This window comes from Streptomyces sp. WP-1, assembly GCF_030450125.1.
Lineage (GTDB): Bacteria > Actinomycetota > Actinomycetes > Streptomycetales > Streptomycetaceae > Streptomyces > Streptomyces incarnatus.
The window spans coordinates 5484957-5497640 of the sequence record NZ_CP123923.1 but is presented as its reverse complement, the minus strand read 5'-3'; the positions used below and the strand labels follow the sequence as shown (position 1 = coordinate 5497640).

At 69.3% G+C, this 12684-nt stretch carries 11 protein-coding genes; 4 read left to right on the top strand and 7 right to left on the bottom strand.

All coding sequences use genetic code 11. From position 1 onward, the window contains the following. Positions 1 to 171: 171 nt before the first annotated feature. On the top strand, positions 172 to 939 hold the full coding sequence (locus QHG49_RS24245; protein ID WP_159701050.1) for a TerD family protein: 768 nt from the start codon (positions 172 to 174) through the stop codon (positions 937 to 939). A 21-nt stretch (positions 940 to 960) separates the two neighbouring features. Here QHG49_RS24245 and QHG49_RS24240 read toward each other — a convergent pair whose 3' ends face one another. From QHG49_RS24240 to QHG49_RS24215, 6 genes are all read right to left on the bottom strand, one after another. Further along, positions 961 to 1686, bottom strand: coding sequence for a Tellurium resistance (locus QHG49_RS24240; RefSeq protein ID WP_159708135.1), 726 nt, complete (start codon positions 1684 to 1686; stop codon positions 961 to 963). Positions 1687 to 1775: 89 nt separating this feature from the next. Further along, complete coding sequence (locus QHG49_RS24235) at positions 1776 to 2915, bottom strand: DUF475 domain-containing protein (RefSeq protein ID WP_159701053.1); 1140 nt, start codon at positions 2913 to 2915, stop codon at positions 1776 to 1778. A 63-nt stretch (positions 2916 to 2978) separates the two neighbouring features. Beyond that, on the bottom strand, positions 2979 to 3557 hold the full coding sequence (locus QHG49_RS24230; RefSeq protein ID WP_037661547.1) for a TerD family protein: 579 nt from the start codon (positions 3555 to 3557) through the stop codon (positions 2979 to 2981). Positions 3558 to 3654: 97 nt separating this feature from the next. Next, the gene (locus tag QHG49_RS24225; RefSeq protein WP_145485136.1) at positions 3655 to 4230 is read right to left on the bottom strand and encodes a calcium homeostasis/redox stress adaptation protein; all 576 of its coding nucleotides are present in this window, start codon (positions 4228 to 4230) and stop codon (positions 3655 to 3657) included. Between the two features lie 138 nt (positions 4231 to 4368). Further along, positions 4369 to 4827 carry a peroxiredoxin gene (locus QHG49_RS24220; protein ID WP_037661544.1) on the bottom strand — a complete coding sequence of 153 codons (459 nt, stop codon included), beginning with the start codon at positions 4825 to 4827 and terminating at the stop codon, positions 4369 to 4371. A 121-nt stretch (positions 4828 to 4948) separates the two neighbouring features. Then, positions 4949 to 5386 carry a DUF3052 domain-containing protein gene (locus QHG49_RS24215; RefSeq protein WP_037661542.1) on the bottom strand — a complete coding sequence of 146 codons (438 nt, stop codon included), beginning with the start codon at positions 5384 to 5386 and terminating at the stop codon, positions 4949 to 4951. A 460-nt stretch (positions 5387 to 5846) separates the two neighbouring features. Here QHG49_RS24215 and aceE point away from each other — a divergent pair, with 460 nt between their 5' ends. Next, complete coding sequence (aceE, locus tag QHG49_RS24210) at positions 5847 to 8594, top strand: pyruvate dehydrogenase (acetyl-transferring), homodimeric type (RefSeq protein ID WP_145485137.1); 2748 nt, start codon at positions 5847 to 5849, stop codon at positions 8592 to 8594. Between the two features lie 310 nt (positions 8595 to 8904). Here aceE and QHG49_RS24205 read toward each other — a convergent pair whose 3' ends face one another. After that, the gene (locus QHG49_RS24205; protein ID WP_370530585.1) at positions 8905 to 10440 is read right to left on the bottom strand and encodes an MFS transporter; all 1536 of its coding nucleotides are present in this window, start codon (positions 10438 to 10440) and stop codon (positions 8905 to 8907) included. A gap of 207 nt (positions 10441 to 10647) precedes the next feature. On the opposite strand from QHG49_RS24205, the gene QHG49_RS24200 reads away from it, so the two are divergent. Both QHG49_RS24200 and QHG49_RS24195 read left to right on the top strand, forming a co-directional pair. Beyond that, entirely contained in the window at positions 10648 to 11274 is a 627-nt protein-coding gene (locus tag QHG49_RS24200; protein WP_145485139.1) for a TetR family transcriptional regulator, read from the top strand. A gap of 183 nt (positions 11275 to 11457) precedes the next feature. Beyond that, complete coding sequence (locus QHG49_RS24195; protein WP_159701056.1) at positions 11458 to 12678, top strand: alpha/beta hydrolase; 1221 nt, start codon at positions 11458 to 11460, stop codon at positions 12676 to 12678. Positions 12679 to 12684: the final 6 nt, after the last annotated feature.

Sequence of the window (12684 nt, the reverse complement as noted above, 5' to 3'; positions counted from 1 at the left end):
CCCAAGAGATGCAACCCGGGATTGAGGATTCGGTAAAGGGTGGCCGGTAATAGTACGTAGGGTGACCTGTCCGAGGTTCCCTCCTGGCGTGAATTTCCGGTAACTCCACTGTGTCGGTCACCGGCACCCCCCGCATTGTCGTGGCCAGGACCGAGAGGGCAGGATGACGGCATGACGCACGCGATGCTGAAGGGGTCGAACGTCCCGCTGGAGGCCACCACGGTGCGCGCCGTGCTGCGCTGGACGCCGGGGACGTCGGTCCCGGACGTGGACGCCTCGGCGCTGCTGCTGGGCCCCGGCGGCCGTGTGCGCTCGGACGAGGACTTCGTCTTCTACAACCAGCCCCGGCATCCCTCGGGGAAGGTGTGGCGGCTGGGCAAGAAGCGGGTCGCCGACGGGCTGACCGACACGATCCAGTCGGAGCTGACGGGGGTCGAGCCGGAGATCGGGCGGATCCTGCTGGTCGCGTCCGCGGACGGGGTCACCTTCGACCGGGTGCCGAACCTGAGCATCGCGGTGTACGACGCCGCCGTCGCCGACGGTGAGCCGTGGGCGGTGTTCGAGATCAAGCCGGAGACCGGCGCGGAGACGGCGATGATCTGCGGCGAGCTGTACCGCCGCGGGGAGGGCTGGAAGTTCCGGGCGCTGGGCGAGGGCTATTCCAACGGCCTCAAGGGCCTGGCCACGGACTTCGGCATCTCGGTGGACGAGTCGGAGGAGCAGGCGTCCTCGGAGCCCGCGGTCGACGAGGGCGTCACGGTCTCCCGGCCGCTGCCCCCGGAGCAGCCGACCACGGCGGTGCCGCCCCAGCCGGGCTACGGCTTCCCCCCGCCGACCTCGGCCCCGGCGTACGGCTGTCCGCAGCCGGTGCCCGCGCCCTTCACCCCGGACCCGAACTTCCGGCTGCCGCCGCAGGGACCGCAATTCATCGGGCGGTAGCGACCGGACCGCCGATGAGGATCAGACTTTCGCCTTGTAGCCCCGGCCCCACTGGAGCCCCCACCCGTACAGCCGGTCCAGTTCGGCCTGGAAGCCGTAGACGAACTTGACCTCGCGGCGGACCATGAGTTCGCCCTTGACGTTCTCCAGGAGCAGGACGGCGCAGGAGCGGGCCTGGGGGTGCCGTTCGTCCAGGCTGATCTCCAGGCGGGGCCCGCTGCTGGGGTACAGGGTCACGATGGCGTGGGTGCGGTCGAACGCCGGGGTCTGGTCGTAGATGTAGACGAAGACCAGGATCCGCTTGATGGACTCGCGGTGGTCGAGGTTGATGTACATCGTCTCGCCGGAGCCCGAGCCGAACCGGTCGTCACCGCTGATCTTGATGTACGGCGCCGCGTTGATGTCGCCCAGGTAGTCGCCCAGCGGCTGTACGACGCCCTTGGTGCCGTCCGCCAGCTCGTACAGGCAGCCCAGGTCGAGGTCGACGTCGACCATGCTCTGCCCGTGGCCCTGGATCTCCGGCGGCTTGAGGGCCTTGAGGGGGTGCCGCAGCAGGCTGGGGCGCTGGGCGCCGAAGTCGGAGGTGCGCATCCGCCAGGTGAGGTTGACGCGCAGATGCCCGGTGGCCGCGCCCTGCTTGGTGAGGGACGCCGACTGGCGCCGCTTGGTGAGCTCGATGGCGTTGGTGGCGTTGCCGGAGTCGAAGTCGACCGCGCGTGCGCCCAGCAGCCCGTCGAAGAAGCCCATTTCCCGCCCCCAGGTCATCGTCCTCATGCGTGCGGGGCGGCCGGCCGTGCCAACCGCCCCGAACAGAGCGTTCCTCATGGACCAGGGTGTCACACCCCGGAGGGGACCTCGGTCTTCTCCCCGCTGCCGCCCTCGGCCGCCGCGAGGGCCCGGTTGCGCCGTACGGAGGACCAGAAGGACAGCGCGATCAGGACGACGCCGACGAGGCCGGTGATCACCTCGTTGATCTCGTACTGGATGGTGACCATCAGGATGATGGCCAGGGCGCCGATCGCGTAGTGGGCGCCGTGCTCCAGGTAGACGTAGTCGTCGAGGGTGCCCTGGCGGACCAGGTAGACGGTGAGCGAACGGACGTACATCGCGCCGATGCCGAGGCCGAGGGCCATCATCACGATGTCGTTGGTGATGGCGAAGGCGCCGATCACACCGTCGAAGGAGAAGGACGCGTCCAGGACCTCCAGGTAGAGGAACATGAAGAACGCGGCCTGGCCGGCCAGCAGGACGGCCGACTTCTTCTTGCCGGTGCGGGCGGCCTCTTCCTCCGCCTCGTGCTCGCGCTCCTCCTCCTCTTCGAGCCGGTCCTCGAAGAAGCCGGAGAGACCGCCGACGATCATGTACGTGATCAGGCCGGCGATGCCGGAGATCAGGACCGTCTGCGCCTTGTCGATGTGCGCGCCGCCGTGCTGGTGGGCGTGGGTGGCGAAGGTGAAGGAGGTGATCAGCAGGACGATCAGGGCGATGCAGACCGACAGCATGTCGACCTTGCCGAGCTTGGCCAGCGGCCGCTCGATCCACTGCAGCCACTTTATGTCCCGGTCCTCGAAGATGAAGTCCAGGAAGATCATCAGCAGGAACATGCCGCCGAAGGCCGCGATCGCCGGGTGGGCGTCGGTGACCAGCTGCTGGTAGCGGTCCTTGTCCGCGAACGCGAGGTGCACGGCGTCGATCGGGTTGAGCTTGGCGGTGATGGCCACGATGACGACGGGGAAGACCAGCCGCATACCGAAGACGGCGATGAGGACACCGACCGTGAGGAAGATCTTCTGCCAGAAGGCGTTCATCTTCTTCAGGATTCCGGCGTTGACCACCGCGTTGTCGAAGGACAGCGAGATCTCCAGGACGGCGAGGATCGCCACCACCCCGAAGGCCTCCCACCCCCCGTAGAGGACGGCGGCGACGAGGCCGATCGCGGTGACCGCGAACGACCAGCCGAAGGTTTTCAGCAGCACTGGTTACCCCATCGTGTTGTGGGGGCGCCTCCCAAGAGGGTCTCCCCCGCGCCGAGCACGGCTTTACGAAACGTTGACCCCAAAGTCTAGAGCGATGCCGCGCAGTCCCGACGCGTACCCCTGGCCGACCGCCCGGAATTTCCATTCGCCCTGGTAGCGGTACAGCTCGCCGAAAATCATGGCGGTCTCGGTGGAGGCGTCCTCGCTGAGGTCGTACCGGGCGAGTTCTTGACCGTCCGACTGGTTGACGACCCGGATGAAGGCGTTCGAGACCTGTCCGAAGGTCTGCCCGCGCTCGTCGGCCATATGGATGGAGACCGGGAAGATGATCTTCTCGCACTGGGGCGGGACCTTGGGGAGGTCCACCAGGATCGACTCGTCGTCGCCCTCGCCCTCACCCGTGAGGTTGTCGCCGGTGTGCTCGACCGAACCGTCCGGGCTCTTGAGCTGGTTGTAGAAGACGAACCACTCGTCGCCCATCACCCGGTTGTTGGCGCCGCACAGCAGGGCGCTGGCGTCCAGGTCGAAGGGGGCGCCGGTGGTGGAGCGCGCGTCCCAGCCGAGCCCGATCATGACGTTGGTGAGGTTCGGTGCGGCCTTGGAGAGGGAGACATTGCCCCCCTTGGCGAGCGTCACGCCCATGATTGCTGGTCCTCCCCTGACAGTGCTTCCTGTTTCCTGCGCGTCCGGCGCCGGCCGTAAACGGCGCGGCGCCGGACGGTGTCCCAGCTGGCGGACGTCAGACGTTGACGCCGAAGTCCTGGGCGATGCCGCGCAGCCCGGACGCGTAGCCCTGGCCGATGGCGCGGAACTTCCACTCCGCGCCGTTGCGGTACAGCTCGCCGAAGACCATGGCGGTCTCGGTGGAGGCGTCCTCGCTGAGGTCGTAGCGGGCGATCTCGGCCTCGCCGGCCTGGTTGACGACGCGGATGAACGCGTTGCGCACCTGGCCGAAGGACTGCTGGCGGTTCTCGGCGTCGTAGATCGACACCGGGAACACGATCTTGTCGACGTCGGCGGGCACACCGGCGAGGTTGATCTTGATCTGCTCGTCGTCGCCCTCGCCCTCACCGGTGATGTTGTCGCCGGTGTGCTCCACGGAGCCGTCGGGGCTCTTGAGGTTGTTGAAGAAGACGAAGTGCTGGTCGCTGATGACCTTGCCGGAGCTGTTCAGCAGCAGCGCGCTCGCGTCGAGGTCGAAGTCGGTGCCGGTCGTGGTGCGCACGTCCCAGCCCAGTCCGACGATGACGGCGGTCAGGCCCGGGGCCTCCTTGGTCAGCGAGACGTTGCCGCCCTTGCTGAGGCTGACTCCCACGAGTCCTCCATGTGGTGTCGAGGGGCGGGGAGCCCCGTCGTGCTTCGGATATGGGATCAACGAGCCGATCCTAGTGACGAGTTCCCGCCCCCCGCAGACCCTGGACCCGAAGGTTCCCAGGTTCGGCCGACCGGCCGACTAGAGGGTGTCGAGCGCCTTCACGTACTCGTTCAGGTCGCGCGCGTCGGGCAGCCCGTTGACCACGGTCCAGCGCACGACGCCGTCCTTGTCGATGATGAAGGTGCCCCGCACCGCGCAACCCTTGTCCTCGTCGAAGACGCCGTAGTCGCGCGAGACGTTGCCATGCGGCCAGAAGTCGCTGAGCAGCGGGTACTCCAGGCCCTCCTGCTCGGCGAAGACGCGCAGGCTGTGGATGGAGTCGTTCGAGACGGCGAGCAGCTGGGTGTCGCGGTCGGCGAACTTCGGCAGGTTGTCGCGCAGCTCGCACAGCTCGCCGGTGCACACGCCGGTGAAGGCGAAGGGGTAGAAGAGCAGGACCACGTTCTTCTCGCCGCGGAAGTCGGCGAGCCGCACCGTGCGGCCGTGGTTGTCCTTGAGCTCGAAGTCGGGTGCCTTGTCGCCGACCTGGATCGCCATGTCGTGCTTCCCTTCGGTGGGCTGTTCGGATGAGAGCACAGCAAACGCTCTGGTCCACCCTACGCAGCGATCACCTGGGTCCCGGACGGGCCGGGGCGAGATCCGGCCCGTCCGGTCGCGGTCACCGCTTCGACTTGGCCGCCTTCGGCGTGGCCAGCCGGCTGCCGCTCCAGTCCTTGCCGACGCTGACGCTCTTCGCGGCGGTCAGGCCGGCCGTCGTCGCGGCTTCCGAGATGTCGCTCGGCTCGACGTATCCCGAACGGCCGGTCTTCGGCGTGAGGAGCAGAATCGCGCCGCCCTCTTCGATGTACGTGGTGGCGTCCACCAGCGCATCCGTCAGGTCGCCGTCGTCGTCCCGGAACCAGAGCACGACGGCGTCGGCCACGTCGTCGTATTCCTCGTCCATCAGGTCGCCCTCGACGGCTTCCTCGATGGCCTGGCGGAGTTCCTGGTCGACGTCGTCGTCGTAGCCGATCTCCTGGACCACCTGTCCGGGCTGGAACCCCAGCCTGGCGGCAGGGTTCGTCCGCTCCTCCGCGTGGTCCGCGGTCGCGCTCACGGGTTGCCTCCTGATCATGTCTGGTGAATATCTCAGCCACGCGCGTGCGCGAAGCATTGGCCGTAGTCCACACGGGCGGGGCGGATAGCGCAAGTACCCGGCCGTCCCGACCGCCGAAACGGTGACGATACCGGCCGTGTCGTGGCAACTCCTGGCACCGTATCTCGATTCCTCGCCACCCACATCACCCGCATGTGCCCGGTTTGCGTTCAGCGGAATCATCCGCGGATGGAACCATCGAACAACTTTGCCAAGCGCGTCACACCCCGGGCGTATCGTTGCGTTTTGACCGGCGGTGTGCTCCGGCGGTACGCGGGGTGGCGTCGGTGGAGATGACGGACGTCCCCCCGAGGTACACGATGGGGAACGGCGCGGGCACTGGCAGTAGGCATGAGCGGCAGCGCCTACGAGCAGTAGGCACGAGCAGCGACAACCGGCCCTCCGACAGGTAAGGAACAGCGTGGCTTCCGGATCCGATCGCACCCCGATCATCATTGGCGGCCTTCCGAGTCAGGTGCCTGACTTCGATCCCGAAGAGACCCAGGAGTGGCTCGACTCCCTGGACGCCGTCGTGGACGAGCGCGGCCGGGAGCGGGCGCGCTATCTCATGCTGCGGCTGATCGAGCGAGCCCGCGAGAAGCGCGTGGCCGTGCCCGAGATGCGCAGCACGGACTACGTCAACACGATCCCGACCAAGAGCGAGCCGTTCTTCCCGGGCAACGAGGAGATCGAGCGCAGGATCCTGAACGCGACGCGCTGGAACGCGGCCGTGATGGTCTCGCGCGCCCAGCGCCCCGGCATCGGCGTGGGCGGCCACATCGCCACCTTCGCCTCCTCGGCGTCCCTGTACGACGTCGGCTTCAACCACTTCTTCCGCGGCAAGGACGAGGGCGACGGCGGTGACCAGGTCTTCTTCCAGGGCCACGCCTCCCCCGGCATCTACGCCCGCGCCTATCTGCTGGACCGGCTCACCGAGAACCAGCTGGACGGCTTCCGCCAGGAGAAGTCGGCGTACCCGAACGGCCTGTCCAGCTACCCGCACCCGCGCTCCATGCCGGACTTCTGGGAGTTCCCGACGGTCTCCATGGGCCTCGGCCCGCTGGGCGCGATCTACCAGGCGCGGATGAACCGCTACATGGAGGCGCGCGGCATCGCGGACACCTCCAAGTCGCACGTGTGGGCGTTCCTGGGCGACGGCGAGATGGACGAGCCCGAATCGCTCGGCCAGCTCACGCTCGCGGCCCGGGAGGGCCTGGACAACCTGACCTTCGTGGTCAACTGCAACCTCCAGCGCCTGGACGGCCCGGTGCGCGGCAACGGCAAGATCATCCAGGAGCTGGAGTCGGTCTTCCGGGGCGCCGGCTGGAATGTGATCAAGCTGATCTGGGACCGCTCCTGGGACCCGCTGCTCGCGCAGGACCGGGACGGCGTCCTGGTCAACAAGATGAACATGACGCCGGACGGGCAGTTCCAGACGTACGCCACCGAGTCGGGCGCCTACATCCGCCGGCACTTCTTCGGCGACGACCACCGGCTGCGCGCGATGGTCGAGAACCTGAGCGACGACCAGATCCTGCACCTGGGCCGCGGCGGCCACGACCACCGCAAGATCTTCGCGGCGTTCAAGGCGGCCAACGAGCACAAGGGCCAGCCGACGGTCATCCTGGCCAAGACGATCAAGGGCTGGACACTGGGCCCGAACTTCGAGGGCCGCAACGCCACCCACCAGATGAAGAAGCTGACGGTCGACGACCTGAAGCGCTTCCGGGACCGGCTGCACCTGCCGATCTCCGACCGGGAGCTGGAGTCCGGCCTGCCGCCGTACTACCACCCGGGGCGGAACTCGGAGGAGATCCAGTACATGCACGACCGCCGCAAGGGCCTCGGCGGGTACGTCCCCACGCGCGTGGTGCGCTCCAAGGCACTCGCGCTGCCGGACGACAAGGCGTACGCGACCGTGAAGAAGGGCACCGGTCAGCAGTCCATCGCGACCACGATGGCCTTTGTGCGGCTGCTCAAGGACCTCATGCGGGACAAGGAGATCGGGCGGCGCTTCGTGCTGATCGCGCCGGACGAGTACCGCACGTTCGGCATGGACTCCTTCTTCCCGAGCGCGAAGATCTACAACCCGCTCGGCCAGCAGTACGAGTCGGTGGACCGGGAACTGCTCCTCGCCTACAAGGAGTCGCCGACCGGCCAGATGCTGCACGACGGCATCTCCGAGGCGGGCTGCACGGCCTCGCTGATCGCGGCGGGTTCCGCGTACGCGACGCACGGCGAGCCGATGATCCCGGTGTACGTCTTCTACTCGATGTTCGGGTTCCAGCGCACCGGCGACCAGTTCTGGCAGATGGCCGACCAGCTGGCGCGCGGCTTCGTCCTCGGGGCGACGGCGGGCCGTACGACGCTCACCGGCGAGGGTCTGCAACACGCCGACGGGCACTCGCAGCTGCTGGCCTCCACGAACCCGGCGTGCGTCGCGTACGACCCGGCGTACGCCTACGAGATCGCGCACATCGTCCAGGACGGGCTGCGCCGCATGTACGGCAGCTCGGCGGAGCACCCGCACGGCGAGGACGTCTTCTACTACCTCACCGTCTACAACGAGCCCATCCAGCACCCTGCGGAGCCGGCCGACGTGGACGTCGAGGGCATCGTCAAGGGCGTCCACAAGCTCTCCGACGGTCCCGGCGGGGCGATCCCGGCGCAGATCATGGCGTCGGGCGTCGCCGTGCCCTGGGCCCTCGACGCGCAGCGGATCCTCGCGGAGGACTGGAACGTACGGGCCTCGGTGTGGTCCGCGACGTCCTGGAACGAGCTGCGGCGCGAGGCGGTGGCCTGCGAGCAGCACAACCTCCTGCACCCGGAGGAGGAGCAGCTCGTGCCGTACGTGACGCGCAAGCTGAGCGGCGCGGAGGGGCCGTTCGTGGCGGTGTCCGACTGGATGCGGTCGGTGCCGGACCAGATCGCGCGGTGGGTGCCCGGCACCTACCAGTCCCTGGGCGCGGACGGCTTCGGCTTCGCGGACACGCGGGGGGCGGCGCGGCGCTTCTTCCACATCGACGCGCAGTCGATCGTGGTGGCGGTGCTCACGGAGCTGGCGCGGGCGGGGCGGGTGGACCGCTCGGTGCTGAAGCAGGCGATCGACCGGTATCAGGTGCTGGACGTGACGGCGGCGCATCCGGGGGCGGCGGGGGGCGACGCGTAGTCCAGGTCTGCTGGGGCGGGCCGGGGGTGGGTGACACTCACCGGCGCCGGCCGGGTGCCTCCCCCAGCGGGGGTACCCCCAGCGCCCACCCGTGCCGCCCCAGCGGGGCACGTCTGTCCGCAGTGGAGTAGCCCCGTAAGGGGCGCGGGGAACTGCGCGACAAGCCACGGCGCACCCGCAGCCGCAGACGCGCACCGCCCCCCTCCTGCCGTGCGCGTCTGCAAACCCGGCTGCCGGTGGAACTCTGTCCCGCCCCGGCCGCGCCGCGCCAGCGAACGCCCCTCACATCACCCGGCCGGGCGACCGCGGGTCAGATATGACCCACGCCCGCCCCCGCCTCCGCGTTCCCGCCCCGCTTGGTGAGCAGCGCGACCAGCACCGCGCCCACGGCGACACCCGCGGCGACCAGGCACGCGAGGCTCATCCCGGAGATGAACGTGTCGTGCGCCACGGTCGTGATCCTGGCGGCGATCTCGGCCGGTATTCCCTTCTGCACCGGTGCCACCCCCGCCTGCACCGCCTGCGACGCCTGGTCCAGCTGGGCCGGCTTCAGCGGTGGCAGCCCCGCGCGGGACCAGTTGCCCGGCAGCGCGCTGTCGACCTTGGAGGCCATCACCGCGCCCAGCACCGCCGTACCGAGGCTGCCGCCGATCTGCATGGCGGCCTGCTGGAGACCGCCGGCCACACCGGACAGCTCCATCGGCGCGTTGCCGACGATGACCTCGGTCGCGCCGACCATGACCGGGGCGAGGCCGAGGCCGAGGAGGGCGAACCAGACGGACATCACGCCGCCGCCCGTACCGGCCTTGAGCGTGGACATGCCGTACATGGCGATCGCGGTCGCGGCCATGCCGCCGGCCAGCGGGACCCGCGGGCCGAGCTTGGTGATCGCGGCGCCGGCGAGCGGCGAGGCGACGATCATCATGCCGGTGAGCGGCAGCAGGTGCAGACCGGCGTCGACCGGGGACATCCCGTGCACGTTCTGGAGGTAGAAGGTCACGAAGAACAGGCCGCCCATGAAGGCGATGGCCATGAGGACCATCAGGACCACACCGGCCGACAGCGGCACGGAGCGGAACAGGCCGAGCGGGATGAGCGGCTCGGCGACCCTGGTCTCCCAGAACGCGAAGAACGCGAAGAGCAGGACCGAGGCGACGAGGAAGCCCCAGGTCCTGCCGTCGCCCCAGCCCCAGCTCGGCGCCTTGATGAGGGCCCAGACGAGGCAGAACATCGCGCCGGACAGCAGCACGATGCCGAGCACGTCGAAGGAGCGCGGCGCGTTGTGCGCGCGGTGGTCGAGCAGGATCAGCAGGCCGAGGACCAGGGCGATCGCGCCGACCGGCACATTGATGAAGAACACCGACTGCCAGTTGACGTGCTGCACGAGCACACCGCCGAGGATCGGGCCGCCCGCGGTGGACGCGCCGATCACCATGCCCCAGATGCCGATGGCCATGTTGAGCTTCTCGGCCGGGAACGTGGCCCGCAGCAGGCCGAGCGCGGCCGGCATCAGCAGCGCGCCGAACAGTCCCTGGAAGACGCGGAAGGTGACGACCGCGGCGATGCTGTCCGACAGCCCGATCGCGCCGGAGGCGACGGCGAAGCCGGTCACGCCGATGAGGAAGGTCTGCCGGTGCCCGAAGCGGTCACCGAGCTTGCCCGCGGTGATCAGGGTGACCGCGAGGGCGAGGAAGTAGGCGTTGGTGATCCACTGCACATCGGCGAAGGTCGCGTTCAGATGGTCGCGGATGGCCGGGTTGGCGATGGCCACGATGGTGCCGTCCAGGGCCACCATCATGACCCCTACGGCGACGGTGATCAGGGTGAGCCACGGGTGGCCGCGCATCCCTGTGGCCGGCGCTCGCTCCGCCTGGGCCGGCGGGGCTCCGTCACCCGGGCCCGTCGTGTCGATGGTGGTCTGACCAGTCATGCGTTCGAGACTAGTGACAGCCACTGACAGTTGACAAACATTTTCATAAGTCGGTAACTGACAGGGTGCACCGCCACATAGGCTGAGCTGGTCGAACGTTCGGGAAGGGGCAGTCGAGGGGCCATGGAGACGCTGCGCGAGCGCAAGAAGCGGCGTACCCGGGAGTCGCTGCTGCGGGCCGCTCTCGAACTGTTCACGACCCAGGGGTACGAGCGCACCACGGTGGACGAGATCGCCGCGGCCTGCGAGGTCTCGCAGCGCACCTTCTTCCGCTACTTCGCGGGCAAGGAGGACGCCGCCTTCGCGGTCCAGGAGATGACGGAGGCCCACTTCCTGTCCGTCCTGCGCGCCCGGCCGCCGCACGAGGCGCCGATGGAGGCGCTGCGGCAGGCCGTCCTCCAGGACTGGGAGTCGATCCGCGAGACCGTCGAGTCGGCCGTGCCGATGGAGCTGTACCTGCGCATGTACCGGACGATCGAGTCGACGCCCGCGCTGCTCGCCGCCCATCTGCGCCGCTCGACCGCCGTGGAGGAGAGCCTCGCGCGGCTGCTGGCCGAGCGGGAGGGCGTGGACGTGGACGCCGACCCCCGGCCGAGGCTCGCGGTGGCGGTGTTCGGCGGGGTGATTCGGGTCACGGAGCGGCAGTGGTGCCTGGGCCGGGACTTCAGCCTGGAGGCCGTCAGATCGCTCACCGTCTCGTACCTCGATCAGGTGGGTTCGGCCCTCCAGGGGAACTGGCGCGCGCGCTGAGGCCGTTGGCACGACGCCGGAGAGATCGACGGAAGTGCGCCGGGGGTCCGCCGATGTGGTGTTCGGCAGATCGACCGCGACGGGTTCGAAAGATCGTTCACCGCGTGTTCGATCTCCGCCGAAACGTGATCCCGGTCACTGGGTTACCGCGAGACCGTCTCGTTCTCCTAGTGTGTCCTCCCAGTGACTTCCTTCGACACCTCCTCCCCGCAACTCAACGTCTGGCGCGCGATGCTGGCGCTGGCCGTCGTGTTCGTGATGCTCGCCACCACCGGTTGGACCGCCCTGCGCACCCACCGGGAGTCCGGCGAACTCCAGGCGTCCCGCGACAAGTGGACGCACGGCAGCCTGCACGGACGGCGGCTGCCGGATCCCGGGGCCGGCCCGGCGCGGCTCACCCGCTTCTTCGTCTCGCTCTCCGCGCAGGACCGCTCCCGCCTCGCCCACCGCTATCCGCTCGCGGTGGGCAACATGAACGGCGCGCCGGTCTCCCTGCGCTACGAGGCCAACCACCTCGCCCTGGAGCAGCAGCGCGCGGTCGAGCGCGAGCGCATGCACGACAGCCGGCTCAGCACGGCCGGCCAGCAGGACGCGGGCCGTCGTATGCACCGCTACGAGTCGCTGCTGACCCCCGGCCGCCAGATCCTCTCCTTCGACCCGGCGGGCAGCGGCCGTATCTCCGAGGTGTTCGGGAACCTGGCGAAGGCGCAGCGGATCTCGGTCGTCGTCCCCGGCGTCGACACCGATCTGCTCACCTTCCAGAAGACCAGCCGCCCCTACACCGCGCCGGTCGGCATGGCCAAGGCGCTGTACGCGGCGGAGCGCACCGCCGCCCCGAGGACGCGTACGGCCGTGATCGCCTGGGCCGACTACACCTCCCCCGACGGCCTCGGTATGGACGCGGCCACCGGGGCGCGCGCGGCGGAGGGCTCCCTGCGGCTGAACGCGCTGCTGCGGGCCCTGCCCGGCCGGGCCCCGGTCTCGATGTTCTGCCACAGCTACGGCTCCGTGCTGTGCGGGGTCGCCGCGCACGGCATGCCCGGGCGGGTCGCCGACATAGCGGTGGCCGCCAGCCCCGGGATGCGGGTCTCCAGGGCCGCCGACCTGGACACCACCGCCCGGGTGTGGGCGATGCGGGATGCCACCGACTGGATCCAGGACGTGCCGTACCTGGAGCTGGGCGGGCTCGGGCACGGCGCGGATCCGGTCGCGGCGGGCTTCGGTGCCCGGGTGCTGTCCGCGCGGGACGCGCAGGGCCACGCCGGGTACTTCACGCCGGGCACGGACAGCCTGCGCAACCTCGCCGACATCGGCACGGGAGCGTACGACGCGGTGACGTGCGCCGGTGGAAATGACGTGTGCCGGGCCGGTCTGGGCACGACGACCACGGCCCGACGCGCGTAGAAACAG